Here is a 24,760-nt window from a genome sequence, read left to right on the forward strand (position 1 = left end):
CTCACCACCCCATGAGATGACGTGCCTTGGCGCTCATCCGGGCCGGCTCCCAGGGCGGCTCCCAGACCAGCTGGATATCCAGCCCATGGCCGGCGGGGAGTACCTTGCGCATCTCTGTGCGGGCATCATCGAGCACGACCTCCGACAAAGGACAGGCCGGGCTGGTCATCGTCAGCTCGACATGCGCCACACCATCGGCCACGCGCACACTGTAGATCAGTCCGACATCGACGATGGACAGCGCCAGCTCGGGGTCTATCACGCGTGTCAGGGCCTGCTGTATCGGGCCTTGCAGTGCGTGCGGACCGTCGTAAGGGAATGGAGCGGAAACATCGGTGATGGCAGCCATGGCAAGCGAAAAAGGTGACGCCGGACAGCGGCCCTCAGGCCGCACGCACCGGCGGGAGTTGAAGGAGCTGGAGCAATACGTTGCGGTTGCGTGTGATGTCGGCCAGGGTGTATTCATCCAGCACGGCATAGAAGGCCTGGGCCGCCTTCTGCAGCGCCGCCTTGAGCCGGCAGGCATCGACGATCACGCAATGATCCGGATGCGGACCGAAGCACTCTGCCGGAACGGCCGGCCCTTCGGTGGCACGTACGACCTGGCCGATCACGATCCCGGCCGGCGGCACCGCCAGGCTCATTCCACCGCCCTTGCCCCTGATGGTGGCCAGCCAGCCCTGCTGCGCGAGGAAATGCACGACCTTGGTCAAATGGCTTTCGGAAATGGCGAAGGTGGTGGCAATCTCGGCGATGGTGGCGCGCCGCTCCGGTTGCGTGGCCAGGTACATCAGCACGCGCAGGCTGTAGTCGGTGAACTGGGTCAGTTTCATGGGCAATGCTCCTGATGATGTCTCAAGCTTTTTTCAAGGGGACCGCCGCAGCGCTCCTGGCAGCATGACGGCCGGGCCGACGCAGCAGGCCGATGGCGTAGCATGCCAGCATCAGCCCACCTGCGGCAAAGACGATGTCACCTGGCACACGCAGCCAGACCAGTGTTTCCATGACTCTGGAATGCAGCACCTCGGGTGAGCGTGCAAACCACATGCCGCGGTCGATGCTGGCCCAGGCCTGGTAGATGCCGGCCGGCAGCAAGGACATGAAGACCATCATTGCCAGGCCGATGTTCAGGCACAGATAGGCGGGCTTGAGCCACCCATCGGCATGCCGCTCCCGTGCATACAGGCCACGCAGGCAGAACAGCATGAGCCCGATGCCCAGCATGCCGTAGACACCGAACAGGGCGGCGTGGCCATGTGCCGGGGTCATGTTCAGGCCTTGCACGTAGTACAGCGAGGCTGGCGGATTGATGGCGAAACCGAGCACGCCGGCGCCTACGGTATTCCAGAAACCGACCGCCACGAAACACAGGATGGGCCACTTGTAGGCGCGCATCCAGGCGGCCCCCTGGGCGCGCCGATAGGTCTGTACCGCCTCCAGGCCAATCATGGCCAGCGGCACGACCTCAAGTGCGGAAAACACCGCGCCCACGGCGATCACCGAGGTCGGCGTACCGGTGAAGTACAGGTGATGCAGGGTCCCCAGGATGCCGCCGAACAGGAAGACAATGGTCTCGGCAACGATGGCGCGGTTGGCGCTGGCGGTCTGCACCAGGCCCAGACGGGTGAAGATCAGGGCGACCACCGCGGTAGCGAATACCTCGAAGAAACCCTCCACCCAGAGGTGGACCAGCCACCAGCGCCAGTATTCGATCATCGAGTAATGGGTATGCTGGCCCCACATCAGGGAACTGGCGTAGAAACCGCCGATGCAGGTAGCCGACAGGAACACCATGGCGATCAGGCCGCGGCTTTCGGAGGGCGTCTTCAAGGCCGGCCACAGCGCGCGTCCCAGCAGCAGGAGCCAGAACAGCAGACCGACGAACAACAGGATCTGCCAGACCCGGCCCATGCTGGTGTACTCCAGGCCCTGGTTGCCGATCCAGAAGCTGAAGTCGACCCCGGCGTGCTGCAGGCTGCCGATCCAGCCGGTAGCGGTCGAGCCGACCACGATGGCGATCAGCGCCCAGAACAGCACATCGACACCAAGTTTCTGGAATCGCGGCTCCCGCCCCGACAGCAAGGGCGCGATATACAGGCCCGTGGCCAGCCAGGCCGTGGCGATCCAGAAGATGCCGACCTGTGTGTGGACCGTGCGACTGACAACATAAGGCAGCAGTTGCGCCAGCGGGATGCCGAAGAAGGCTTCGCCTTCCACCGCATAGTGGGCCGTGATGGCGCCCATGCCGATCTGCAGCAGGAGCAGGCCGATGACGGCAAAGAAATATTTGCGCGTGGCCTTCATGGACGGCGTGGCCACCACATCGAGGAAGGGATCGACCTTGGGCAACACGCTCTGCTCTGCGTGCTTCTGGCCACCATGGAACCACACCATGGCAGCAATCCCGGCAATGAGCAGTACGATGCTGGCCATGGACCACATGGCGGCGGACACACTCATCTTGTTGCCCACCAGCGGTTCATGCGGCCAGTTGCTGGTATAGGAAAGACCGGTTTGACCAGGCCGGTCGGTCGCAGCAGCCCAGGAAGACAAGAAAAAGAACGCGCCCAGCGCCCGGCGATCGTTGGCCTCGGGCAGACTGCCAGCCACCATGGCGTATTGTTCGCGCAGCGGCTGCAGCGCCGGGTCGCTGCCGAACAGGCCCTCGTAATGCGCCGCCGTGGCCTGGATGGCCTGTGCCCGCTGGCGGGAGACGGTCAGTACCTGGGTGGCCGCATCGTAGCCGTTATGGCGCATTTCATCGCGCACTGCTGCATCAAGGGCAGCTGTGGATGAAGACGTCGGAGATGATGTAGAAGCTGCCTGCGTGCCGACAAGCCCTGCGCCGCGCTGCTCAAGCAATATTTCCCGCAGCGCCAGCGCTTCACGATGCAGCCAGTCAGCCGACCAGTCCGGCGCGACGTAGGCACCATGGCCCCAGACGGTACCGATCTGCTGGCCACCGGCCGACAGCCAGGCCTGTTGCCCGGCCTGGATTTGCTCGCCCGTGTAGAGCAGCTCGCCCTCGGACGACATCACGGTCTTGGGAATGGGCGGCGCCTGCAGATGGATCTGGTAGCCGAGAAAACCCAGTATCCCGAACGACAGGACAAAGATAAGCCCCAGCCAACGCCAGAGCCTGTGGACTGATTTCATGCGCCTCCTCCATAAGGTTCATTTCAAATGAATCTATGGTAGGAGCCGCCCCGCCCGTCAACCTTGCGGCATATCAAACAAATCCGCTCGCAGCGGGCAGCGATGTGTTCGGCTCACGCACCGGACACCATCATGGGACGGATACGAGTCTTGATGATCGGCAGCAGTTCACGTTGAGCGATCCGCAAATCGTATTCGGCCTGCAGGTTGAGCCAGAATTTGGGATCCATCCTGAAGTAGACGCCCAGGCGTACCGCCGTATCAACAGTGACAGGCCGCTTGCCACGTACGATTTCACTGATACGCGACACCGGCACGTCGATATCGGCCGCCACGCGCGCCGCCGTCATCCCCATGGGCTTGATGAATTCTTCCAGCAGGATTTCACCTGGATGAATTTCGTCCAGTTTCTTCGTCATCGTGCACTCCTAGTGGTAATCGACGATTTCAACGTCGTGTACGCCTTCAGCGGTCCAACGAAAACAAATTCGCCACTGGCCGCTGATGCGAATGCTGTATTGCCCCTTCCGGTTTCCGCGCAATGATTCAAGATGATTACCTGGAGGCACCTGTAGCACCGACAATGCAGAAGCAGCGTGAATCATCAGAAGTTTGCGGCGCGCCACGCGTTCGATATTCCTGAATCGCTTGACCGGCAAGCTATGGAACAGAGATTCAGTATCTGCGCAAGAAAATGAAAGGATCATTTTTGGGATGATTTTATACCGCCAAACAGTTTCCGTTAAACAGAAACTTCGCGAAAGAACAGGCGCCATCCTAGTCGAACAGGCAAGGCAGCTGGCAAAAGCGGGGCATTTTCATCCGGCATTCGGAATTTTTTGGATTTCCGCCCCTGGGCGGTCGCTTATCTGTCGATTATCAATCAATGAGACAAGCCCGAACTTGGTGAACCCCCGCCCCAAGTTCGTCCCTTCCATGCCCCATGAACACCCGCCCAGGAAGGGCATCCTGGCGTATCATCCCCGATCAGCCGCTTCCGGGTCGATTACCGATTCAATTCCGGCCGATTACCTGTCCATAGCGTCTGGCACGCTCATTGCAATTGGGAAAGCTCCAGACGCATCTATTTTTCAAGGGGTTTCCATGAAGTTTGCAAAACCGGCCCTGGCCGTTTCCCTGGCCCTGCTGTCACTGGCCGTCAATACCGCCCACGCCGACGCACTGGCCGATATCCAGAAGTCGGGCACCGTGCGCATCGCCGTGCCGCAGGATTTCGCTCCCTTCGGCTCGGTCAACGCCGACCTGCAATTGCAAGGGCTGGACATCGACGTGGCCAAACTGATCGCGCAGAAAATGGGCGTGAAGGTGCAGCTGGTTCCGGTGGCCAGCGCCAATCGCATCGCCTACCTGCAGACGCACAAGGCCGATCTGGTCATCTCGACGCTGGGCAAGAATGCCGAGCGTGAAAAGGTCATCGATTTCTCGCAAGCCTATGCGCCGTACAACAACAGCGTCTTCGGCGTGGCCGCAGTGAAGGTCAGCGGCCCGGCCGACCTGGCCGGCAAGACCGTGGGCGTGGCCCGTGGCACCTTCCAGGATCTGCAGCTGACCGACACCGCCCCCAAGAGCGCCACCATCAAGCGCTACGAAGACAACAACGCCATGATCTCGGCCTATGTCTCGGGCCAGGTGCAACTGGTGGGAACCGGTGACTTCGTGGCCTATGCACTGGCCGAGAAAGCGCCGGACAACAAGCCCGTGCTCAAGTACATCATCAACGAGTCCAGCTGCAGCGTGGGCCTCAACAAGGGCGAAGCCGCCCTGCTGGCCAAGGTCAATGACGTGCTGACCGCCGCCAAGAAGAGCGGCGAACTCAATGGCATCGTGCAGAAGTGGCTCAATGTGCCGCTGCCGACCAAGATGGCAACGACCTTCCAGTAAGAGCAAGCCGCCACGGCAGGCGACGGGACGACCATGAGGGCGTCCCGTCAGGCCCTGCGATGTTCTACCTCCCTTGCATCATCGACATTACCCTCGCTAGCATCTCTCACGCCGTCAGCAGCGGCCGACGACGGGAGAACAAGGCAAGCCGGCGACCTCCGGCAGAAGCGCCAGGCTCGTCGGACTCATCAGCCCCACCCGCTGGCGTGATCACCGCCTGCCCCTCTACCCGGAACACGCTGACCAGTTCCGTCAATTCCCCTGCCTGACCCCGCATGGAAGCCGCGGCAGCTGCTGCCTGTTCCACCAGTGCGGCGTTCTGCTGGGTCATGTCGTCCAGTTGCGCGACGGCGTCATTGACCAGCTGGATACCTTCGCTCTGCTCGGTACTGGCCACGCTGATCTCGTTGACGATGGCATTGACCTGCTCCACGCTCTGGACCACGCGCGACATGGTGGCACCGGCCTGTTCCACCAGCGTGCTGCCGGCACTGACCTTGTCCACCGAATCGTCGATGAGTGACTTGATCTCCTTGGCCGCTGCCGCCGAACGTTGCGCCAGGCTGCGCACTTCTGAGGCGACCACCGCAAAGCCACGCCCCTGCTCGCCGGCGCGCGCCGCTTCCACGGCAGCATTCAAGGCCAGGATATTGGTCTGGAAGGCAATGCTGTCGATCACGCTGATGATGTCCACGATCTTGCGCGACGCGCCGTTGATCGCGTCCATCGTATCGACCACACGCCCCACCACCACCCCGCCCTCGCCGGCAATGCCGGCAGCCGAGGCCGCCAGGCGGCTGGCCTGCTGGGCATTGTCGGCATTGGAGCGGACGGTGGAAATCAGTTCTTCCATGGCCGAGGCGGTCTGCTCCAGCGCGCCGGCCTGCTGCTCGGTGCGGGCCGACAGGTCCTGGTTGCCCTCGGCGATTTCACCTGATGCCGTGGCAATGGCGTCGGTGCCATGCCGCACCCGCGCGACCAGGTCGCGCAGGCGCGTGTTCATGTCCTGCAGCGAGGCCAGCAACTGGCCGACCTCATCGCGTGAGGTGACGCTGATCTGTGCCGTCAGGTCACCTGCGGCCACCCGCTGCGAGAGGCCCACGGCCTGCTTGAGCGGGCGCACGATGCTGCGCGTGAGCAGCCAGGCGCACAGCACGCCAAAGACCAGCGCAGCCGCCTCCAGCACCATCAAGAGGATGCGACTGCGCGCGGCCAGCGCGACGATGTTGGTGGCCGCGTCATCGATCTCGGCCTGCTCGGCCTGCTGCAGCTTGCGCATGGCGACCTGGTATTTCTTGGACAGCGGCATGAACTCCTGGATCAGCACGCTGTTGGCAGCGTCCTGTTCGCCGGTGGACTTGAGGTCCATCATCTTCAGGGTGATCGCCTTGTAATCTTTCTGCATGCCCTCGATCTCGGCGTAGAGTGCCTTTTCATTGGCGGTGTCGAACATCGGCACCAGTTCCTTCTGCAAATCGGCACTCTCCTTGACCGAAGCCAGTTCCTCGTTGAGGAAATAATTGTTGAGCGTGAGGTCGGTGCTGCGCGACATGGCGATGGTGCGCAGGATGGCTGCGCGCAGGTTGCCATACCAGCCCGAGATCAGGCGCTCCTTGCGCACCGACTGGCTGACCATGTCCTGCGTGACATTGCTGACCACCTGCAGGCGCCAGACGCCAATGCCCATGATCAGGATGGACAACGCCAATACCAGCGCGAAACCGCCAGCCAGACGGCTGCCGATACGCAGGTTCCCAAAGACCTTCATGATGATTCCCCAGTAATGGTGCATGCGGCCGCCCCCGAGGTTGCCGCTTGTCATTTTTCCAGCAAGAAACGTACCTGCCTGCGACAGCAGTGGCCGGGAACGCAGCCTGGGCGGGGCGGAAGGCAGGAACGTGGAGAGCGGGGAGTGGGGAGTGGGGAGCGCAGCGCCGCAGGACGCGGCGCGCAGTGCAGAGGACCAGTACCGGCCCGCGATGCGGACCGGATCATGCTTCTTACTGGTAGGTGGTGGCGATCTTTTCCGGCAGCGGCACGTTGAGCCACTTCTTGACGATGCCATTGAGCTCGCCACTCTTCTTGGAGGCGGTCAGGGCCTCGTTGACCTTGGCCATGAGTGCGGGCTCGCCCTTGTTCATGCCGACATAACAGGTCGAGACATTGATGATGTACTTGAGCAGCGGCTTGTTGTTGGGTGTCTTCTCGGCCAGCGCATAGGCCACGAAGTCGCCGGTGCCGACGATCTGGACCTGGCCCGAGACGTAGGCCGAGATCAGGCCGTTGTTGTCTTCATAGCGCTTGATGACGGTGCTCTTGGGGACGCTGTCGGTGAGCATCAGGTCTTCGAAGGTGGAGCGCGCCACGCCCACGGTCTGGTTGGCCAGGTCAGCCGGACCGGCCACCTTGATGGCGGCCACGCCAAAGACGCTGTTGTTGTAGGGCGCATAGCCCTGCGAGAAATCGATCACCTTTTCGCGCTCGGCATTCTTGCCCAGGGTCGAGATGATCAGGTCGATCTTGTGCGTCTGCAGGAAGGCCATGCGGCTGGAGATGGGGACCGGCACCAGCTCGGCCTTGACACCCATGCCCTTGGCCACCAGCTTGGCCACTTCAATGTCCAGCCCCTGCAGCTGCAAGTCGGAATTGACCGAGCCATAGGGCGCGAAGTCCTGTGGCACGCCGATCTTCACCACCCCGGCCTTCTGGATGTCGGCCAGGTTGTCGGCATGGGCCGATCCGGCCAAACCGGCCATCAGGCCCAGGGATGCAGCGATTGCGGTCTTGACGAACTTCATGGTGGTTCCCTTGTTGTCGTTGAATTGATGATCCATGCTGACGGGCAAACAGGGGGCGCCTGTTTTGGTATCACTCGTGGCGATGCAGGCGATGTCTAACTTAGAAAATACCCCGATGTCCCGTCCCCTGCGATGCGCATCCACCCCTATCGGGCAGCGCACAGGACGCCTCCGTACTGATGCAATTACCATGCCCGCTCTTGCCTGCGATCCGGATTCGCCCCACCCTTCTCGTGAAGTCCGGGCCAGGCAAAAAACAGCTGCAGGTCAGGAAAAAAATATTAGGTTTCCGCAATTTCAGCAAGCGCCCATCCTTTCCTGACAAAAGCTGCCCGGTACAGCCGATTCCAACTAGGAATAGTCCAACACGGGCGGGCAGCTGATCATACGAAAACTAAAGTTTCAAACTGGCCGGACCGCTGCCACGGTAATGAAAATCATCTTCATGACGCAGTTGCAGCAAGCCTGGTCTTTTCTGTTTCCTGCGATGTTGCGGTGGCGCTATAGATCAGCTTCGCATTCTCGCCAATTAGGAGAAGACGAGGAAAAAACGTAAAATCGAAAAAATAAGTTCTAATATTTTTCAGTTCGCAGTTATATTGCCGCAGGCACTCCGCTGCCGTCATCCAGACCAATCAAAAGGGAGAGATCCATGCCCAGACGTTCCAAGACACCTGAAACCGTTACCGCGACGCCGCCTCGCTTTCTGGTCGAGCCCGACGGCTTCCTCAACGTTCCGGTGAGCCGCAAGACCCGGGATGACATCCACCATCTCAAGAAAAGCATGCGCGTGAGCAGCCAGGCAGAAGTGATCGAAAAAGCCGTGGCCATCGTGCGCGCCATCGATCTGGCCGCACGCGGCGAAGAGTAAGGCCGGGCGGAGACGCCCCGACCTGGTCGCGACCGGTTCCGGTCGCGCCAGTCTTCACATCCCTCTGCGCCCCTCCAAGCGCCCCACCCCGGGTGCATGGCGACATTCTCGTCATTCCTCACGAGCGCGCAAAAAAAACGGCTGCCCGTCTTCATTCAGGCAGCCGTTTTTTATTGGTCCAGATCCCTCCCGCGATCAACACGGGAGACATCGACCAAGACCAATCAACGCATCAACGCATCGGCGCAGCGCCCTGTACCGGCAGTCGGAAGATGCTGACCTGCTCGGCCAGCTCACCGGCCTGCCCCTGCATGGCGCGCGAAGCAGCGGCGGCCTGTTCGACCAGCGCCGCATTCTGTTGCGTGACTTCGTCCATGGCCGTCACCGCTTGATGGACCTGCTCGATACCGGCGCGCTGTTCTTCTCCCGCGGCGCTGATCTGTCCGATGATGGTATTGACCTGGGCCACGCTCTGCACGATTTCCTGCATGGTCTGTCCAGCCTGCTTGACCAGCTGCGCGCCAGAATCGACCTTCTCCACCGAATTGCCGATGAGTACCTTGATCTCCTTGGCAGCCGCAGCCGATCGCTGTGCCAGGCTGCGCACCTCGGTAGCCACCACGGCAAAGCCGCGCCCCTGCTCGCCAGCGCGAGCAGCTTCTACTGCCGCATTCAAGGCCAGGATATTGGTCTGGAAAGCGATGCCATCGATCACGCCGATGATGTCGACGATCTTGCGCGCGGAGGCGTCGATGTCGTCCATCGTCGCCACCACTTGCCCGACGATCTCGCCGCCCTGGCCGGCGATGTTTGACGCGGCCTGCGCCATCTCGGCGGCCTGGCGGGCATTGGCGCTGTTCTGCTGCACGGTGGAGGTCAGTTCCTCCATGGACGAGGCGGTCTCTTCCAGCGAACTGGCCTGGTGTTCGGTACGCGAGGAAAGATCCTGGTTGCCCGCCGCGATCTCCTGTGAAGCGGTGGCGATGGTGTCGGCACCGGTGCGCACGCTGGCGACGATATCGACCAATGAATGATTCATCTCGCGCAGGGCGCCGAGCAGTTCACCGGTTTCATCGGGAGCACGATCATCGATGTGCTTGGTCAGGTCGCCGTTGGCCACCTTGCGCGCAGCGTCCAGGGCATCGGCCATCGGCACGGTGATGGAACGACTGATCATGAAGGCGGCGATCAGGCCGATCAGGATCGCAATGACCGCCGAGATGATCAGGATGGCCGCCGAATTCACATAGGTGGCGTGCGCGGCGGTGGTCGCCTCGCGCATCTGATCTTCGTACCGCGTCACCAGCTGGCGCAAGGCTTCCAGCAACTCACCCTGGGTCTTGTAGCGCGGACCGAACAGCAGACGTTGCCCTTCTTCTCCCTGGTTCTTCAGGCCCAGCGCCACGACATCACTGGTGAAGGCAAAGTAGTTCTTGCTGGCTTCGTCGACCGCGTTGATCAGACGCTTGCCTTCTTCGGTGGCCACATTGCTGCGCAGATAGTCCAGCGCCTTCTGGAATTCCACCAGATCCTTGTCGATGGATTGCTTGTTGCTCGCCATCTGGGCCTGGTCGTTCAGGATGATGATGTTGCGCGCCGAACGGGCGATGTTCATCATCAGGTACTGCATCTTCTGGGCAGCATTGACCTTGGGATAGATGCGACTGCTCAATTCGCTGGCGGTGTTGTCCAGCGATGACATGCGGACGACACCGACCAGGGTGATGATGACGAGCAACGCGAGAAGAACGGCAAAGCCGGCACCCAGGCGCGTACCCAGGCGGAGACGACGGAGAGGATTCATGTGAGTCTTGGTGTGGATTGGAATGGGGCCAGTGGGGTCACGTCGGCGCGCAGGCGATGATACGTCGGACGCCGACCGCCCCCTATCCCGAACAGAGGGGTAGAGTCCGGCCTTATCGGCTCATGGGCCTGGCGCTCGGTCGACCCCATCGATGCAGGGCAAGCACTGAGCCGGAGGGATTCACGTTTGCACAACTGCCGGATTTGACTGCCGGCTTGCATTACACACCGTCTTTCATGATAGACACCTCCCAGCGCATGGAGCGACGGTTTGCATTGCACGCCGATGCGAGCGGATTGGTAAAGGGGAAAAAGCGGGCACTTTCCCGCTTACGCACAGGTTTGGTGGCCAATTGACTTCTGATATAACAAAGGCTTCGTCGTCCCTCCCCCCTCTGGCCCACCGGCCATGGCGACGGCTGCACTTGCTGGCACGACCGTGACCGCCCATCCGAATCGTCGAGATGACGCGGGTGTCTGGCCGGCTGCACCTGCCGGCATGCATCTTGCTGACCTGAGGGGAGATACCTCACCGCTCAAGGCACAAGTCACATGGCAGATACAGATCAGCATTTTCTCGTCGTCGACGATTTTTCGACCATGCGCCGCATTGTCAGCGGTCTACTCAAGGAACTGGAATACACCCGGATCGTGGAAGCCGACGATGGCTCCACGGCGCTGAAGATCCTGGAGTCTGGCGCCTCCAATATCACCTTCGTGCTCACCGACTGGAACATGCCTGTCATGGACGGTCTGACGCTACTCAAGAAGATTCGCTCCTCACCCGCGCTGGCTCACCTGCCGGTGCTGATGATCACCGCCGAGGCCAAGAAGGAGAACATCGTCATGGCTGCCCAGGAAGGGGCCGACGGCTACATCGTCAAACCATTCAACGCCGCCACGCTGAAGGAGAAGATCGAGAAGATCCTGTCCCGGCGCGCGCAGATGAAATAGGACGCGCCATGGACATTCCCGCCAACGACGACCGGCAGGAGCCGGAAATCGGCGCCGTCATCCGGCATGTCTCGATGACCACCCGCATCCACCAGACCGTCTACACGCTGGAAAATCGCACGATCCAGCTGGGAGCCGGCGAGGTCCGTTCCGAGTATCGCGTGCTGCTGGAGCGCGACGTCATCAAGGATTGGACCGAGGGCGACGTGGCCCAGTATTTCGGTCGGGACATCGAATGAATGCATGACCGCAGCCGGTGCTCCGCAAGGCCATCGCGCTGCACCAGCCGCACCCGCTCTCCCCTCTTCCCTGCGCGCATGTCCGCTCTCCTGCGGGCATGACGTCATGCCCCGGGCGTCCGGCTCACCGGCGCATCCCCATCCCCCTCCCCTCCCACCCACACGCCGTCTTGAGCTTCGTCAGGCCTGCAAGCCATTGCATCGGGCATGATCATGAGAAGGCAATTTATTGCAAAATAGCAATTTTCAAGAGATTTTCTGTGAATCTCCCCGCTTACAAAAGCGGGTATAACGTAACCAATAATCAGACTCATCCGTTGAGAGCGCTATAACAGATCAGGGCTGTTTCATTTTGGGGATGTGAGTCGACGTGGCAGTGTTAATCGTAGAGCATCCAGACACGGGACCGGGGAGCGTGCTGAAGGTCCTTGAAGCGAGTGGACTTCCGGTCAGGGCGGTAGCGGCACTGTCGCAGCTGGAGGGCGAGGTTCAAAAAAAAAACCGGCCATCCTCATTCTCGAGACGCACCGGATCACCAGCGGCTTGCGTCCACTGGTGGCGGACCTGCGCCAGAAATTCCCGCTGCTGGGCATCGTCGTCATTGCCGACAACGGCAGTGAAGCGGCGCATGAAAACGCATTGCATGACGGCGCCGACTACTTCCTGCACAAGCCGGTCAGGGATTCCGTATTGCTGGCGACGATACGTTCTTTCATGCGACGCCTGCATATCCGGCATGCGCCCACCAGTGGCCCTCCCGAAGCCTGGAGCCTGTACCGCCGCCAGGGGACCCTGGTCAGCCCGCATAACGAACGGCTGGCGCTGAGCGACAAGGAATGCGCGATCCTGACCACACTGTTTCTCAGTCCGCACTTTCCGGTCAGTTCGGAACAGTTGCTGCATGCGCTCAACATCACGGCGGAGATTTTCGATCCTCATCGCATCGATACCATCATCTATCGCATCCGGAAGAAGCTGGCGCAACTCGTCCACACCCGGTTCGAGATCAGGAACATCTATGGCCGGGGATTCATGTGCGTCGCAATGAAGGAAGGTGCGGTCTTCTATGTTTGGGATGGATAACAGCGAACTGGCCCTGATCGGGCAACTGGCCGTCAGCGGCGCCTGCCTGGGTGCCATGGGCATCTTCGGTGGCCTGCTGCGGCATGCGCGTCGTCGCTGCCGGCATCTCAGCGAACAGTTGGGACAGGCCTGCGCGCTCAATGAAAGCCTGCGCCGGCAAGCGCTCTACGATGGCCTCACCGGCCTGCCCAACCGTCTGCTGCTGGAAGAGCGGATCAGCTCCGCCCTCACCCGCGCCGAGCGCGAACAGGGTGCGTTCGCCCTGCTGTTCCTGGACCTGGACGGGTTCAAGACGGTCAATGACCGCTACGGTCATGCGGCGGGCGACCTGCTGTTGATGCAGATCGCCAGCCGCCTGTCAGACAGTCTGCGCCACGCCGATACCATTGCGCGTATCGGCGGCGATGAATTCGTGGTGCTCACTGAGATCGTATCCGCCGGCGACATCGGCATCATCCGTGACAAGCTGCATCAGGCGCTGTCGCAGCCCTTCCAGATTGGCGCCGATGCGCTTTGCATCAGCGCCAGCCTGGGCCACGCCCGCTACCCGGATGATGGCAGCAGCATCGACGCACTGCTGGCGCGCGCCGACCAGGGCATGTACCACCTCAAGCGCCAGCGCCAGAGCGCCGCCATCTACGCCACACAATGACAGACGCAGCGCGCCACGGCCGCCGTGATCGCGGCAGCATCGGCCTGGTGCCAGCGGGCCGCCACGTGCTGGTCCGGACGGATCAGGTAGGTGCTGCCGGCACGGGCTGCATACCGACGGGCGGCCAGGCCTTCGAGGTCGATCAGGTCGGCGCCTGAGCCGGATGCGGCAATGGTCTTGATCCTGACCTCGACACCGGGAACGTCAATGACCAGATCCGGCGCCTCGGCCGCGAACACCAGGATGGTAAAGCCCTCTCCCAGTTCTTCCAGCAGCCACCCGGGGCGACCATCGCGCAGGATGGGGGCGTCGGCGCAGGGAGTGCCGGGGGCCATGTGTGCGCTGAAGAAAGCGCTGTCAGGGGTGTTGAGGGACGAGTCGCGGTAGGGGGTGGGCGTGGACAGGCGGCCGCTGTTGACCAGGGTGCGCGCAAACGCCTCGGTCTCGGCCAGACTCAGGACGGCGTCACGCAGAAGCTTGCTCACCGGGCTCTTGGGGGTGATGAAGTCAGTCGAGCGGGTCGATTGCCGCAGGTTGTCATCGGCCGCCCAGGCGCGCTCCTCGTGGTAGCTGTCGATGAAGCTGACCGGGGCATGGCCATCGATGACCAGCTTGAGTTTCCAGACCAGGTTGTCGATATCCTGTACTCCGGTATTGGCGCCACGGGCGCCGAAGGGCGAGACCTGATGCGCGGCGTCACCGGCAAAGAGCACGCGCTGGTAGCGCATGTTGTCGATGCGACGGCAGGCGAACTGGTACACGGAGACCCATTCCAGTTCAAACTCCGCGTCCTTGCCCAGCATGGCCTGGATGCGAGGAATCACCTTTTCGGGCTTCTTCTCTTCTTCCGGATCGGCATCCCAGCCCAACTGGAAATCGATGCGCCAGACGTTGTCGCACTGCTTGTGCAAGAGCACGCTCTGGCCGCGATGGAAAGGCGGGTCGAACCAGAACCAGCGTTCGGCGGGGAAGCCGGCCTTCATGATGACGTCGGCAATCAGGAAGCGGTCCTGGAAGAACTGCCCGCTGAATTCTGCGCCGACCATCCTGCGGGTATCGCTGTTGGCACCGTCGCAGGCGATGATCCATTCCGCCTGGGTGTGGTAGAAGCCGTCCGGTGTCTCCAGCGACAGCGTGGCACAGAGATCGTCCTGCTTCAGGTTGAGTACCTTGTGCTTCCAGCGCAGCTCAATCAAGGGATGGGCCTGGCAGGCTTCGACCATGTATTGCTCCAGATAGTATTGCTGGAGATTGATCATGGCCGGCATCTTGTGCCCCGCCTCGGGCTGCAGGTCGAAGCGATAGACCTGGCGGTCCTCGAAGAACACCTTGCCCACCTGCCAGCTCACGCCCTTGTCCACCATGCGCCTGGCCACGCCCAGCCGGTCCCATATCTCCAGCGGGCGCTGCGCATAGCAGACCGCGCGTGAACCGATGCTGACGGTGTCATTGTCATCCAGCACCACCACCGGCAGGCCGCGCGCGGCGCATTCCAGAGCAGCGGTCAGGCCGATCGGCCCGGCGCCGATGATGACCACGGGATGAAGCTGCGACTTGCCGTCGCGTTGCTCGTCGGATTGCCGATAGGTAAAGCGTGGGTAGGTATAGGTGCTCTGCACAGAAGTCTCCTTGGAATATTGTTGTCACGACCGCTTGCTTCAGCGGGCCTGCTCACTGAATTCATCCGCATGCATCCATGCGGCATGGCGGGGCGCGCGACGGGTGCGCGACCACTCTTCCAGCATGTCCCACTTCACCGCGTCCAGCCGCTGCAACTGTTCCGGCGTCGCGCAGTCGGCGGCCAGTTCGACCCGATGACCATTGGGATCGAAGAAATAGATGGACTTGAAGATGGTGTGATCGGTGATACCGACCACCTCGATGCCATCGGCCTGCAGCCGCTGCATGACCTCACGCAGCGTGACTTCGCTGTCGACCTTGAAGGCGATGTGCTGGACCCAGGCGGGTGTATTGACATCGCGCCCCATGGGCGGCGAGGCGGGAATCTCGAAGAAGGCCAGCACATTGCCCTGACCGGCATCCAGGAACACATGCATGTAGGGATCGGGCGCCTTGGTCGAGGGCACCTGGTCTTCGGCAATGGCCAGGATGAAATTCATGTTCAGGTATTTTCCATACCACTCCACGGTCTGCCTGGCGTCCTTGCAGCGGTAGGCGACGTGGTGGATACGATCGATATGCATGGTGGATCTCCTCGGACGGGCGCAGCCCTTATTAGTAACGGTTGTTACTATATGGATGCATGAGGAGTGCGGTCAACGCGCAGGCGCTACCGATGGACAAGCTTCGCAGCGGGAATTGATCTGCATCAAGCCCTGCCCGGCTTTGGCGGTTTGGTAACGTCTGTTACCATGTTGGAATGAAACTGCAAGCATTCTTTCCCTACCAGCTGGCGCAACTGGCCGAGGCCGTCAGTCGCTCGGTCGCATCGGTCTACGCCGACCGCTTCGGCCTGAGCCGCGACGAGTGGCGCATCCTGGCCGCATTGGCCGAACAGGGCCAGATGCAGGCCAGTGATCTGGTGCCCCATACCTCACTGGACAAGATGCAGGTCAGCCGTGCCTTGGGCCGGATGGAAACGGCAGGCCTGATCCTGCGCGAACCCAGCCCGGAGGATGCCCGTGCTCGCATCGTCAAGCCGACCGCCCAGGCGCGCAGGCTCTACCGCAAGATCGTGCCGATGGTCGAAGAACGCGAGGCCTATCTGCTGCAGGCGCTGAGCGCCAGTGAGCGCGAGCTCCTGCTGCGTGCCATGCAAACGATACGCACACGAGCCATGGAACAAGACGCTGCCCCATGATGAGCCTTGTCAGGCCTTGGCTGACGCGGGATTGCGAGCCTGCCTGATGCACGCGGTGGGTCGCTGGCGCTATCGTGAATGCTCTGGACTATCTTGAGGAGAACAGCGATGAACCAGCTTGAAAATCGGCCAGAAAATCAACGTGATCCCGCCAAGGCGGGCACAGACCAACCAGTGCGCCCCGGTGAGGCGCCGACGGTAACGCAGTTCGAGAAGGAAGAAAAAGGCCATGAAGGTACGCTGGGCGGGCAACCGCCCCTGCATGCCCCGGCCGGGATCCAGCGTAGCGGTCGGGGTGGCGTTCTGGTCGAGGAAGGCGCCCTGACAGGCAAGCCTGAAACGCCCAAGCCTTGACGCCAGGACGGGCGGAGCATTCGGAGTGGATGGGCAGCCGCGCTCTCCGCCCACGATCCGGCTTCTTCGAGTATTTCCCCCTTCACGTATTACCCCCGCGATATCACTACCAAGCCCAGCGCGATCAAACCCGCCCCTGCCAGCTTGGCCGGGGTGATCGCCTCGTGCAGGATCCACCACGCCAGCAGGACGGCCACGATCACGCTGCCCTTGTCGATCAGCGCGACCGTCGAGACGTCGCCCATCTTGATCGCCTTGTAGTAGAAAATCCAGGAGCCGGCGGTCGTCACCCCGGAGAGACCGAGCCAGAAGAAATTCTTCCATGTCAGCGCTTCCAGCTGCGAAGCCGGTACGACGACGCCTGCGAACAGCAGTACGAACAGGAACACGAAGCAGGTCCGTATCGCCAACCCCAGGTCGCCCGAGATGCCGGTCAATCCAAGCTTTGCAATGACTGAAGTAAAACCGGCGAAGGCCATCGAAATGAATGCATAAGCGACCCAGCGCTCCATCTTGTTATCCCTCACGGCAGATTGATTGATCCCGGACGGCGGGCATTCGAACTGAGCCGACAAGCCGGGTTGAACCGCCAAATTACCATGAGCTGCCTGCTTTCTGCTGCAAGGGGCGCGCTGTATTCTTCGCCCCCCTCCTGCCCGGACACGATCATCCGCACGAGTGGGACGGGATACGCCGGCTTTCGCAGGAAATAGCGGATTCTGGATACAATCACCGCTTTTCTGGCTTTCCCCATCACGAACCCTGGCAGTTCGGTCCCTGAAGAACATGTCCCCTGCGCGGCGCATAGCTCATATCGACATGGATGCATTCTTTGCGTCTTGCGAACTTTCGCGTTATCCACAACTGCGCGGCCTGCCCATGGTCGTCGGCGGGCGACAGACGCACGCGCCCAAGGCGCTGGAGGATGGCACGCTGGAATTCGCCAGGCTCAAGGATTATGTCGGCCGGGGGGTGCTGACCACGGCGACCTACGAGGCCCGTGCGCTGGGCGTACATTCCGGCATGCCCACCATGCGTGCGGCGCGTCTGGCGCCGGAGGCCATCCTGTTGCCGGTCAATTTCGAGCTGTATCGCCAGTATTCCCGCCGTTTCAAGGACGCCATCAGGGCCATCAGCCCCATCATCCAGGATGTCGGCATCGATGAAATCTATACCGACATCTCCTCGCTGGAGGCAACATCGGAAGACATCGTCGCGATGTTCAAGCGCTCGGTCTTCGAGGCCACCCAACTGACCTGTTCGGTCGGCATTGCCCCCAACAAGCTGCTGGCCAAACTGTGCTCCGATATCCAGAAGCCGGACGGCTTCACCATCGTGACGATGGAGGACATCCCGGATCGCATCTGGCCCATGCCGGTGAGCAAGATCAACGGCATCGGCCCCAAGTCGGCCAGGAAGCTCGATACGCTGGCTATCCGTACCATCGGCGAACTGGCCGCCTGCCGGGAAGACTGGCTGGTGGAGAATTTCGGCCGCAGCTATGGCGCCTGGCTGTATCGCGTCTCCCATGGCATCGATGATCGACCGGTGGTCACCGAGTCCGAACCGGTGTCCATGAGCCGCGAGACCACCTTCGAACGTGATCTCGATGCCGTCCGCGACCGCAATGAACTGGGGGCGATCTTCACGCGCTTGTGCGAGCAGGTGGCGGCCGATCTGGACCGCAAAGGCTACCTCTGCCGCAAGGTCGGGATCAAGCTGCGCTTCAAGGATTTCTCGACCGTGACCCGCGATGCCACGCTGACGGTGGCGACGGCCGATGCACGGGAGATCAGGAAGGTCGCCGGCAATTGCCTCAAGCGCATCGTTTTCGACCAATCTATCCGCCTACTGGGAGTCAAGGCAAGCGGCCTGCTCAAGCCGGGTGCGGCCGAACAGGCGCAACCGGTGCAGTTCCAGCTGGACATCTGATACGCGCATCCGGTCGCCCCGGGAGGGAAGGCTGCCCCCTCCCCACTTGCATCGAATCCCGTTCAAAACGTATGCGCGACCATCTCCTGGAGGGCGGGTGCGAACCGGGTGTAGATCTCGCTGGCGATGTGGAGCAGTGCTGCGGCCATGATGTTCTCCTTGTCTGATCAGTTAGAACGAGAAACCGCCGAGGGCGCCCATGACCTGGAAGAACCACCATTCATCCGGGCTGTGATATTGGCCGGCAGTCGCCGCTTCGGCCACGGTGCTGGCCATCAGGCTGACGACGGCGACGAAGTAGAAGAGGTAGAAGCGCATGGTGTTCTCCGATGACTGGGGTTTCGATAGGTAGAACTCATTTCATAAATAGTCGTGAGATGCGTTCTGCCCAGAAAGGGCGCTGGCAAGGCGCGCGACGCGTCGTGTGGCGGTGCCACACGCAAGGAGCGCAACGCGGCCAGCGCCCTTTCTGGACAGAACCCGGAGGGAGCGGCCCCGTTTGGGCGAATTGCTGCGTTACGAATTTGGGTCAAGACGCCCAGTCTTGACCCAAATTCGCGCCTTGCACTTCATCCCAAACGGGACTCGCTCGCACTCGCGCCTATTTATGAAATGAGTTCTAGTCATCTTGGCCTGCGCTGGTTACGGCACGGTTGCATCGGGCCGCAGAAAAGTTACAGGTGAAACACGCGGGATCGGGCCATCTCTAGGCCGACCAGACCAGCACTGGCGGGCGGTAGGTGAACTCCCTGTAGACCGCTCTTCCACGCCCGTTTTCCTTGGCGACATAGAGCGCCTTGTCTGCGACCTCCACGATTTCCCGGGGCTGGAATGTGAAGCCCTTGTCCGACTCGATCGAGCTGATGCCGACGCTGACGCCAACCACGCCGTCTTCACTGGAGGGGTGGGTAATGGCCAGTGCCCTGACGGCGGCGCAAATTCTTTCGGCGACAACGGTTGCGCCCGCCCGGCCGCATGCCGGCAGCAGGACGGCGAATTCTTCACCACCGTAGCGGGCCACCACATCGACTTCGCGCCTGGCCGCCTCGGCGATGGCAGCGGCCACTTTCTGCAGACACTGGTCCCCTGCAACGTGCCCATAGCTGTCGTTGTATTTCTTGAAGTGATCGACATCGATCATGAGCAACGAGAGCGCTCCACCTGAACGGCCGAAGCGCGCCACTTCCAGCTCCAGCAACTCGTCGAAATAGCGCCGGTTGATGGCGCCGGTCAGCCCATCCCGGCGCGACTGCACCTGCAGCAGCTGGAACATCTTTTCCAGATTCTCCTGGGCTGTGACGGCCTCGGCCTGTGCGCGCTCACGCAGGGCAACCTGGGTCACCATCTTGCTGCCGCCATAGCAGACGGCCAGGAGCAGGAAGCTGATACCGACGGCCTTTTCGATGGCGTGACGCGTCCAGTTATGGAGCACTTCGTCCTTCGACACCGCCACGATCATGAAAAGCGGGTAATTGGTCAGGTGCTTGAAACTGTTGATCCGCACCACGCCATCCTGGGTCGAGCGAATCTCGACCGCACCGGAATCGGCCAGCTTGACGTGCTGCTGGAACAAGGGCGAGTTGGTCAATACCTTGCCCATCGAATCGGCCAGCAGCGGACGCCGATAGAGGACGGTGGCCGCATTGGTGCCGAACAGGATGGCCCCCTTCTTCCCGATATCGAACTGGTGATAAAAACGCTCGAAGAAGTTGATGTCCAGCGTCGCCAGTACGACACCCCCAAAGCTTCCATCGGGCTTGTCGATGCGCCTGCTCATCGTCAGCACCCAATGGCCGGTCGACTTGCTGCGCACGGGCTTGCCGATGAAGGCGGTATTCAAGCGCTGCTCCTTGTGGTGAATGAAATAGTCGCGGTCGCTGTTATTGAACCGGGTTTCGAGGACCGGTTGCGACGATGCGACCCAGGCGCCCTTCTCGTCATAGATGAACAGCCCCGCCAGTTGCGGGACATCGCTGACGTTCTGGACCAGGAAGTTGTGCAGCCGCGACCTCTCGGCAGCTGATTTGCCGGTACTGATCGACTGCTCCAGCGCGGCCTTGAGCACGATATCGACTTCGTCCAGCGCCTGGTCCGCATGCTGCGAAAGCGCCACGGCCATGTTGGCCGTCGACCGGAACGAGTCCTCGATCACCGTTCGGCGCTCGTGCCAGCTGGACCAGCCTTCCAGACCGACGATGATGAGACACACGACAATGACGAACCGCTTGGCCGATCTCGACGCCACCTTGATAGCACAAACGTCCATAACTACCCCCCTTCCACGGTGACGTCCAATGGGAACATTATTTACTGTCCGTTAAGGATCACGTATCAGAAATTACCTGAGCTGCAACACCCAGAGGGGGCGAAGGGGCAGGATCGATGTTGTGCAGGCGCTAAGGATTATCCTGATGGCATGAATTCTCCAGGGGCGTATAACGACGCCCATGGAAGAAAAAATGCTAAATAGTCATGCGCAAGACATCGCCAGCCGGTACATGTTGATCGTGACCAGACTGGCGGAGATGGCTGGCGCCAACCTGATCGTAGGAGATCTGGTCCGGGCGGCTACCAGGAATTGCCTCATCGCGATGCATGCTGCGGGAGCGGAGTGCGCCGAAATCCGGCGCTGGGTCGGCGGCCTGATCGGCGAACACATCAGCTCATCGGCAATTCCGAATGCGCGGGCAATGGATACCTGGGTCAATGCCAGAAATCACATGGAATTCCTGCTCTTCATCGAGGAGCATGATGAGCTGGCGGGACGCGCCGGCTTCAATGCGCACAGAGCGACGACTTTCCATTGATTCGCGCCATCGTGCAGGAGGTGCATGGGCAAGCCATGCCTCGGTCCGCGCAGATATGTCTTATTCAATTTCGCTCGTAGGCTTGTCATGAACCCGAAGTCGGCTGCCGCTACCATCCTGGTGATCGAAGACAATGTGTATGTCAGGTCCCTGCTCGCCGATGTGTTCGAGATGGAGGGCTATAACGTGCTCCAGGCCGGACAAGGCGCTGAAGCATTGGCGGTCATGGAGGACCAGCGGGTCGACGTCATCCTGACGGACCTGCGCATGCCGGTCATGGATGGGCTGACGTTCGCCACGGCGCTCAGGGCGGATGGCCGTTATCGGCACATCCCTATCGTCTTGCTGAGCGCCACGCCACTGACGGACTCCCGGGCTACGCTGAAGTTGTTTTCAGCGTTCCTGTGGAAGCCCAGCCCGCTGGAGGAAATCATTCACACGGTACGCCAGGTACAGCTTGATGCGAGTGGAAATCCGGATATCGGCAAGCCGGCAGCCTAGACCAGCGGGGTCTGTCAAAAAAACTGCTGCTGCCAGGGGCAAGCAGCCCACACCGCCGAAGCGGCCTACGCTGCTTGCCACCTTGTTCAGTCCAGTGCCTGCCATGCCGAATACAGCGTGCTCTGGCCGAACTCCAGCATATCCAGACTGACGATGTCGCCTGCGGCCAGGTCGACCTTCAACCGGCGGTTGGCCGCCAGGTAGAACGGCGCATGCACGCGGTGCGCCTGTGCAGCCGGCAGCAGCAAGGGCTTCATGCCCTCGATGTTGTGGTGGTGACCGCCCATCTTCAGCACTTCTCCGGCCTTGAAGGCGCGTTGCGCCTGGGCCGCCATCACCGCATGCACCTGTTGCGTCGGGCTGCCCGAGGCACGCCCCTGCAGCACGGCAGAGAACAGACTGATCGGTGTTTCCAGGCCCATCAGGTGATACGGCAGGTAGATCGCGGCGTACTTGCCGTTGCGGCCGACCACGTGGCCCTTCTGGCGGAGGGTTTCCCACACTTCGGCATCGGTGCAGCGCACCACCACGAACACGCCGCCCCCAAAGCTGGCTTCGTCCGGCAAGCGCAGGCAGTTGAAGACATCGACCACGCCCTCGCGATCAAGGATGCCGCCATCCGCGCGCGGAATGAAGACGTCAGCCAGTTCGGCAATGCGGCACAGCGGATAGCTCATGGCATCGCAGGCCGGCGTCAGGCCGGTTGAGTTGGACACCACGTTCATCTCGCAATAGTCGGGCGTAGCGCTCTGCGGCAAGGCGCTGATGGCATCGCGTCGCTGTTGCAGGCGGCCGGGCACATCCTCGCCCAGGGTCAGGAGCGAACTCAAGGCGGCTATCGCATGCGGTGTCTCCATGTACTCCAGCTGGCCGGAGACCGGATCGAAGACGTAGTCGTATTCGCTGGACTTGCCGGCAGCCACCACCTCGAAGCCCAGTACGCGAGCCCAGGTGACCAGGCCGATCAGGTTGCTTGGCTGGTCGCCGTCCGCAGTCGTATAGACCACTTTGCGCTCGCAGGCCAGTCGGTTCAGGTAGGGCCCCACCACGGCGTCGGTCTCCTTGCTGACCATGGCAACATGCACACCGCGGTGGATGGCGTTGATGGCGATCTGGGCGCTGATATCGGGGTTGCCGGTGGCTTCCACCACGATGTCCAGCGTGGCGTCGTCGAGCAGGCGATAGTCGCTGATCAGCGCGATCTTGCCGGCGGCATTGGCGGCGCGCACCTGCGCGGCATCGGCGCAGACAGCCAGCGCGTCGGCCGCATAACCCAGGCCCAGCAGCATGTCACGGGTGCCGTCGAGGTCGAGGTCGCACAAGGCAGCCACGCGGATGCTCTTGATGTGGCGGCACTGCACCAGCAACGAACGGCCGAAGCCGCCCTTGGCCCCGGTCAGCGCGATGCTGATGGTACGGCCCTGAAGTTCCTGGAAGAGGGTTTCGTAGTTCATGTCTTTCCTTCTGTTGCGATTGAACGGTGGATCAATGGATCAAGGCGTTGAGAATCAGCACGCCGGCCAGGCCGATCAGCGATTGCAGCGATACCAGCAGGGTCCAGCTCTTGAGCGTTTCCGAGACGCTCAGCTTGAAGTACTCCTTGAACAGCCAGAAGCCGGAGTCATTCAGGTGCGACAGCATCAGGCCGCCGGAGCTGGTGGCCAACACCAGCAGTTCAAGGCTGACGTTGGGATCGGCTGCGGCCAGTGGCGCCACGATGCCGGCAGCGGTGACGGTGGCCACGGTGGCTGACCCGATCGCCACGCGGATCAGGGCGGCGATGGCCCAGCCGAGAATCAGCGGGTTGATCTGCCAGGTCACCGCCCAGTGCGCGATCAGGTCGCTGACGTGGGTGGCCACCAGCATTTCCTTGAGGCCGCCGCCGGCACCGAGGATGAGGATCACGCCGGCCGCCGGGCCCAGGCTCTTGCCCAGCAGTTTCTGGATCTGGGTCAGCGAGAACCCGCTACGGATACCCAGCGCGTAGATCGCGAACAGCACGGCGATGAGCAGCGACACAATCGGGTCGCCGACGAATTCCAGCCAGGTGTGAAGTGGGCTGTGCTTGTCGAACAGGTCGCGACCGAAGGTACGCAGCATCATCAGGCCTGGCGGCAGCAGCACGGCGACCAGCACCAGCGGCAGCGCAGGCAGGCGACGGCCATCCGACTCGGTCACCGGATTGGCAGCCGGCGCGGCATCCTCGCCAAAGCCGCCCGAGGCCGGGAACCAGCGCATGATGAAGGAAGTGAACAAGGGGCCGGAGATGATCGCCATCGGCACCGCGATCAGGAAACCGTAGAAGATGGTCTTGCCAGCATCGGCGTGATAGGCGGCCATGGCCAGCGTGGGTGACGGGTGCGGGGGCAGCAGGCCGTGCGAAACATACAGGCCGGCCGCCAGCGGCACGCCGATGCGAAGAATGTAGTTATTGGTGCGACGGGCGATGACGAAGGCCAGCGGCACCAGCATGACAAAACTGACGTCGAACAGGTGGGGCAGTCCGATCAGCAGTGCAGCGGCGCAGATGGTAGTGGGAATCCAGCGTCTGGAGCCCATGCCGACGAAGGCGTTGGCGATCTTGTCGGCGCCGCCAGACTCCAGCAGCAGGCCGCCCAGCATGCTGCCCAGGCCGACCACCAGGCCGACCGAACTCAGGATGCCCCCAAATCCCTTCTGGAAGCTCTTGACGGTATCCACCGGCGACACGCCGCTGACGATGCCGAGGAAGCCGGCCGACAGGATCAGTGCCAGAAAAGGATGAAACCGCAGGCGCGTAATGAGCAGAATCAGTAATAAAATCGCCAGCACCGGGCTGACCAGTTGATAGACATCGGGATGCATGGGTTGCTTTCTTTTCGTGGGTTCAGGAATCGTTGCGTTGCGC

General features: G+C 61.6%; 26 protein-coding genes. 11 read left to right on the plus strand and 15 right to left on the minus strand.

Annotated features, from left to right (window positions below):
- Nucleotide 1: 1 nt before the first annotated feature.
- The 5 genes from ACEOAC_RS17450 to ACEOAC_RS17470 all read right to left on the minus strand — a co-directional run bounded on the left by ACEOAC_RS17450 (nucleotide 2) and on the right by ACEOAC_RS17470 (nucleotide 3,863).
- On the minus strand, nucleotides 2–349 hold the full coding sequence (locus ACEOAC_RS17450; RefSeq protein ID WP_006462482.1) for a metal-sulfur cluster assembly factor: 348 nt from the start codon (nucleotides 347–349) through the stop codon (nucleotides 2–4).
- A gap of 34 nt (nucleotides 350–383) precedes the next feature.
- Nucleotides 384–833 carry an RrF2 family transcriptional regulator gene (locus tag ACEOAC_RS17455; RefSeq protein ID WP_006462481.1) on the minus strand — a complete coding sequence of 150 codons (450 nt, stop codon included), beginning with the start codon at nucleotides 831–833 and terminating at the stop codon, nucleotides 384–386.
- Between the two features lie 22 nt (nucleotides 834–855).
- A complete protein-coding gene (locus ACEOAC_RS17460) occupies nucleotides 856–3,156 on the minus strand; it encodes a nitric-oxide reductase large subunit (protein ID WP_241811867.1) in 2,301 nt (766 codons plus the stop codon).
- 113 nt (nucleotides 3,157–3,269) lie between these two features.
- Nucleotides 3,270–3,575, minus strand: coding sequence for a HigA family addiction module antitoxin (locus tag ACEOAC_RS17465; protein WP_006462479.1), 306 nt, complete (start codon nucleotides 3,573–3,575; stop codon nucleotides 3,270–3,272).
- Between the two features lie 9 nt (nucleotides 3,576–3,584).
- Entirely contained in the window at nucleotides 3,585–3,863 is a 279-nt protein-coding gene (locus ACEOAC_RS17470; protein ID WP_152486647.1) for a type II toxin-antitoxin system RelE/ParE family toxin, read from the minus strand.
- A gap of 397 nt (nucleotides 3,864–4,260) precedes the next feature.
- On the opposite strand from ACEOAC_RS17470, the gene ACEOAC_RS17475 reads away from it, so the two are divergent.
- The gene (locus ACEOAC_RS17475) at nucleotides 4,261–5,058 is read left to right on the plus strand and encodes a transporter substrate-binding domain-containing protein (RefSeq protein ID WP_241811868.1); all 798 of its coding nucleotides are present in this window, start codon (nucleotides 4,261–4,263) and stop codon (nucleotides 5,056–5,058) included.
- A 106-nt stretch (nucleotides 5,059–5,164) separates the two neighbouring features.
- Here ACEOAC_RS17475 and ACEOAC_RS17480 read toward each other — a convergent pair whose 3' ends face one another.
- Both ACEOAC_RS17480 and ACEOAC_RS17485 read right to left on the minus strand, forming a co-directional pair.
- Complete coding sequence (locus ACEOAC_RS17480) at nucleotides 5,165–6,826, minus strand: methyl-accepting chemotaxis protein (RefSeq protein WP_413628485.1); 1,662 nt, start codon at nucleotides 6,824–6,826, stop codon at nucleotides 5,165–5,167.
- 232 nt (nucleotides 6,827–7,058) lie between these two features.
- On the minus strand, nucleotides 7,059–7,856 hold the full coding sequence (locus ACEOAC_RS17485; protein WP_241812066.1) for a transporter substrate-binding domain-containing protein: 798 nt from the start codon (nucleotides 7,854–7,856) through the stop codon (nucleotides 7,059–7,061).
- 652 nt (nucleotides 7,857–8,508) lie between these two features.
- Between ACEOAC_RS17485 and ACEOAC_RS17490 the strand changes: the two genes are divergently transcribed.
- Complete coding sequence (locus tag ACEOAC_RS17490) at nucleotides 8,509–8,727, plus strand: hypothetical protein (protein ID WP_006462471.1); 219 nt, start codon at nucleotides 8,509–8,511, stop codon at nucleotides 8,725–8,727.
- Nucleotides 8,728–8,959: 232 nt separating this feature from the next.
- On the opposite strand, the gene ACEOAC_RS17495 is transcribed toward ACEOAC_RS17490, so the two are convergent.
- Nucleotides 8,960–10,531: a methyl-accepting chemotaxis protein gene (locus ACEOAC_RS17495; RefSeq protein ID WP_241811870.1), complete on the minus strand. Its 1,572-nt coding sequence runs from the start codon at nucleotides 10,529–10,531 to the stop codon at nucleotides 8,960–8,962.
- A 551-nt stretch (nucleotides 10,532–11,082) separates the two neighbouring features.
- Between ACEOAC_RS17495 and ACEOAC_RS17500 the strand changes: the two genes are divergently transcribed.
- The 4 genes from ACEOAC_RS17500 (at nucleotide 11,083) to ACEOAC_RS17515 (ending at nucleotide 13,458) form a co-directional block, all read left to right on the plus strand.
- Entirely contained in the window at nucleotides 11,083–11,484 is a 402-nt protein-coding gene (locus ACEOAC_RS17500) for a response regulator (RefSeq protein WP_102661434.1), read from the plus strand.
- Between the two features lie 8 nt (nucleotides 11,485–11,492).
- Nucleotides 11,493–11,723: a hypothetical protein gene (locus ACEOAC_RS17505; protein ID WP_077235017.1), complete on the plus strand. Its 231-nt coding sequence runs from the start codon at nucleotides 11,493–11,495 to the stop codon at nucleotides 11,721–11,723.
- 543 nt (nucleotides 11,724–12,266) lie between these two features.
- A complete protein-coding gene (locus tag ACEOAC_RS17510; RefSeq protein WP_006462467.1) occupies nucleotides 12,267–12,806 on the plus strand; it encodes a response regulator transcription factor in 540 nt (179 codons plus the stop codon).
- Nucleotides 12,790–13,458, plus strand: coding sequence for a GGDEF domain-containing protein (locus tag ACEOAC_RS17515; RefSeq protein WP_006462466.1), 669 nt, complete (start codon nucleotides 12,790–12,792; stop codon nucleotides 13,456–13,458). Before ACEOAC_RS17510 ends, ACEOAC_RS17515 begins: the two co-directional genes overlap by 17 nt.
- On the opposite strand, the gene ACEOAC_RS17520 is transcribed toward ACEOAC_RS17515, so the two are convergent.
- Together ACEOAC_RS17520 and ACEOAC_RS17525 are read right to left on the minus strand one after the other, a co-directional pair.
- Nucleotides 13,443–15,077, minus strand: a complete 1,635-nt coding sequence (locus tag ACEOAC_RS17520; RefSeq protein ID WP_413444479.1) for an FAD-dependent oxidoreductase — start codon at nucleotides 15,075–15,077, stop codon at nucleotides 13,443–13,445. The two genes, ACEOAC_RS17515 and ACEOAC_RS17520, sit on opposite strands and share 16 nt — an antisense overlap.
- 39 nt (nucleotides 15,078–15,116) lie before the next feature.
- Complete coding sequence (locus tag ACEOAC_RS17525; protein ID WP_006462464.1) at nucleotides 15,117–15,662, minus strand: VOC family protein; 546 nt, start codon at nucleotides 15,660–15,662, stop codon at nucleotides 15,117–15,119.
- A 176-nt stretch (nucleotides 15,663–15,838) separates the two neighbouring features.
- On the opposite strand from ACEOAC_RS17525, the gene ACEOAC_RS17530 reads away from it, so the two are divergent.
- Together ACEOAC_RS17530 and ACEOAC_RS17535 are read left to right on the plus strand one after the other, a co-directional pair.
- Nucleotides 15,839–16,279, plus strand: coding sequence for a MarR family winged helix-turn-helix transcriptional regulator (locus tag ACEOAC_RS17530; RefSeq protein ID WP_077235013.1), 441 nt, complete (start codon nucleotides 15,839–15,841; stop codon nucleotides 16,277–16,279).
- Nucleotides 16,280–16,387: 108 nt separating this feature from the next.
- Complete coding sequence (locus ACEOAC_RS17535; protein WP_241811874.1) at nucleotides 16,388–16,633, plus strand: hypothetical protein; 246 nt, start codon at nucleotides 16,388–16,390, stop codon at nucleotides 16,631–16,633.
- 89 nt (nucleotides 16,634–16,722) lie between these two features.
- Here ACEOAC_RS17535 and ACEOAC_RS17540 read toward each other — a convergent pair whose 3' ends face one another.
- A complete protein-coding gene (locus ACEOAC_RS17540) occupies nucleotides 16,723–17,145 on the minus strand; it encodes an EamA family transporter (RefSeq protein ID WP_182994414.1) in 423 nt (140 codons plus the stop codon).
- Nucleotides 17,146–17,419: 274 nt separating this feature from the next.
- Here ACEOAC_RS17540 and dinB point away from each other — a divergent pair, with 274 nt between their 5' ends.
- Nucleotides 17,420–18,565 carry a DNA polymerase IV gene (gene dinB / locus ACEOAC_RS17545; protein WP_413444478.1) on the plus strand — a complete coding sequence of 382 codons (1,146 nt, stop codon included), beginning with the start codon at nucleotides 17,420–17,422 and terminating at the stop codon, nucleotides 18,563–18,565.
- Nucleotides 18,566–18,736: 171 nt separating this feature from the next.
- Here dinB and ACEOAC_RS17550 read toward each other — a convergent pair whose 3' ends face one another.
- Together ACEOAC_RS17550 and ACEOAC_RS17555 are read right to left on the minus strand one after the other, a co-directional pair.
- The gene (locus tag ACEOAC_RS17550; RefSeq protein WP_158243267.1) at nucleotides 18,737–18,883 is read right to left on the minus strand and encodes a hypothetical protein; all 147 of its coding nucleotides are present in this window, start codon (nucleotides 18,881–18,883) and stop codon (nucleotides 18,737–18,739) included.
- A gap of 388 nt (nucleotides 18,884–19,271) precedes the next feature.
- The gene (locus ACEOAC_RS17555; protein ID WP_413443916.1) at nucleotides 19,272–20,831 is read right to left on the minus strand and encodes a diguanylate cyclase; all 1,560 of its coding nucleotides are present in this window, start codon (nucleotides 20,829–20,831) and stop codon (nucleotides 19,272–19,274) included.
- A 181-nt stretch (nucleotides 20,832–21,012) separates the two neighbouring features.
- Here ACEOAC_RS17555 and ACEOAC_RS17560 point away from each other — a divergent pair, with 181 nt between their 5' ends.
- Nucleotides 21,013–21,372 (plus strand): hypothetical protein, encoded by a 360-nt coding sequence (locus ACEOAC_RS17560; RefSeq protein WP_254426888.1) that lies wholly within the window; start codon nucleotides 21,013–21,015, stop codon nucleotides 21,370–21,372.
- A gap of 87 nt (nucleotides 21,373–21,459) precedes the next feature.
- Nucleotides 21,460–21,873 (plus strand): response regulator, encoded by a 414-nt coding sequence (locus tag ACEOAC_RS17565; protein ID WP_413443915.1) that lies wholly within the window; start codon nucleotides 21,460–21,462, stop codon nucleotides 21,871–21,873.
- A gap of 86 nt (nucleotides 21,874–21,959) precedes the next feature.
- On the opposite strand, the gene ACEOAC_RS17570 is transcribed toward ACEOAC_RS17565, so the two are convergent.
- Together ACEOAC_RS17570 and ACEOAC_RS17575 are read right to left on the minus strand one after the other, a co-directional pair.
- Nucleotides 21,960–23,327 (minus strand): NAD(P)H-dependent oxidoreductase, encoded by a 1,368-nt coding sequence (locus ACEOAC_RS17570; protein WP_077235009.1) that lies wholly within the window; start codon nucleotides 23,325–23,327, stop codon nucleotides 21,960–21,962.
- 31 nt (nucleotides 23,328–23,358) lie between these two features.
- Complete coding sequence (locus tag ACEOAC_RS17575; RefSeq protein ID WP_413443914.1) at nucleotides 23,359–24,717, minus strand: gluconate:H+ symporter; 1,359 nt, start codon at nucleotides 24,715–24,717, stop codon at nucleotides 23,359–23,361.
- Nucleotides 24,718–24,760: the final 43 nt, after the last annotated feature.

It is taken from the genome of Herbaspirillum frisingense, from assembly GCF_047325095.1.
Taxonomy (GTDB): domain Bacteria; phylum Pseudomonadota; class Gammaproteobacteria; order Burkholderiales; family Burkholderiaceae_D; genus Herbaspirillum; species Herbaspirillum frisingense.

Coding starts and splice junctions, on each gene's coding strand:
- ACEOAC_RS17450 (WP_006462482.1), bottom strand. CDS start 349: ATGGCTGCCATCACCGATGTTTCCGCTCCATTCCCTTACGACGGTCCG.
- ACEOAC_RS17455 (WP_006462481.1), bottom strand. CDS start 833: ATGAAACTGACCCAGTTCACCGACTACAGCCTGCGCGTGCTGATGTAC.
- ACEOAC_RS17460 (WP_241811867.1), bottom strand. CDS start 3,156: ATGAAATCAGTCCACAGGCTCTGGCGTTGGCTGGGGCTTATCTTTGTC.
- ACEOAC_RS17465 (WP_006462479.1), bottom strand. CDS start 3,575: ATGACGAAGAAACTGGACGAAATTCATCCAGGTGAAATCCTGCTGGAA.
- ACEOAC_RS17470 (WP_152486647.1), bottom strand. CDS start 3,863: ATGATCCTTTCATTTTCTTGCGCAGATACTGAATCTCTGTTCCATAGC.
- ACEOAC_RS17475 (WP_241811868.1), top strand. CDS start 4,261: ATGAAGTTTGCAAAACCGGCCCTGGCCGTTTCCCTGGCCCTGCTGTCA.
- ACEOAC_RS17480 (WP_413628485.1), bottom strand. CDS start 6,826: ATGAAGGTCTTTGGGAACCTGCGTATCGGCAGCCGTCTGGCTGGCGGT.
- ACEOAC_RS17485 (WP_241812066.1), bottom strand. CDS start 7,856: ATGAAGTTCGTCAAGACCGCAATCGCTGCATCCCTGGGCCTGATGGCC.
- ACEOAC_RS17490 (WP_006462471.1), top strand. CDS start 8,509: ATGCCCAGACGTTCCAAGACACCTGAAACCGTTACCGCGACGCCGCCT.
- ACEOAC_RS17495 (WP_241811870.1), bottom strand. CDS start 10,531: ATGAATCCTCTCCGTCGTCTCCGCCTGGGTACGCGCCTGGGTGCCGGC.
- ACEOAC_RS17500 (WP_102661434.1), top strand. CDS start 11,083: ATGGCAGATACAGATCAGCATTTTCTCGTCGTCGACGATTTTTCGACC.
- ACEOAC_RS17505 (WP_077235017.1), top strand. CDS start 11,493: ATGGACATTCCCGCCAACGACGACCGGCAGGAGCCGGAAATCGGCGCC.
- ACEOAC_RS17515 (WP_006462466.1), top strand. CDS start 12,790: ATGTTTGGGATGGATAACAGCGAACTGGCCCTGATCGGGCAACTGGCC.
- ACEOAC_RS17525 (WP_006462464.1), bottom strand. CDS start 15,662: ATGCATATCGATCGTATCCACCACGTCGCCTACCGCTGCAAGGACGCC.
- ACEOAC_RS17530 (WP_077235013.1), top strand. CDS start 15,839: ATGAAACTGCAAGCATTCTTTCCCTACCAGCTGGCGCAACTGGCCGAG.
- ACEOAC_RS17535 (WP_241811874.1), top strand. CDS start 16,388: ATGAACCAGCTTGAAAATCGGCCAGAAAATCAACGTGATCCCGCCAAG.
- ACEOAC_RS17540 (WP_182994414.1), bottom strand. CDS start 17,145: ATGGAGCGCTGGGTCGCTTATGCATTCATTTCGATGGCCTTCGCCGGT.
- dinB (WP_413444478.1), top strand. CDS start 17,420: ATGTCCCCTGCGCGGCGCATAGCTCATATCGACATGGATGCATTCTTT.
- ACEOAC_RS17550 (WP_158243267.1), bottom strand. CDS start 18,883: ATGCGCTTCTACCTCTTCTACTTCGTCGCCGTCGTCAGCCTGATGGCC.
- ACEOAC_RS17555 (WP_413443916.1), bottom strand. CDS start 20,831: ATGGACGTTTGTGCTATCAAGGTGGCGTCGAGATCGGCCAAGCGGTTC.
- ACEOAC_RS17560 (WP_254426888.1), top strand. CDS start 21,013: ATGGAAGAAAAAATGCTAAATAGTCATGCGCAAGACATCGCCAGCCGG.
- ACEOAC_RS17565 (WP_413443915.1), top strand. CDS start 21,460: ATGAACCCGAAGTCGGCTGCCGCTACCATCCTGGTGATCGAAGACAAT.
- ACEOAC_RS17570 (WP_077235009.1), bottom strand. CDS start 23,327: ATGAACTACGAAACCCTCTTCCAGGAACTTCAGGGCCGTACCATCAGC.
- ACEOAC_RS17575 (WP_413443914.1), bottom strand. CDS start 24,717: ATGCATCCCGATGTCTATCAACTGGTCAGCCCGGTGCTGGCGATTTTA.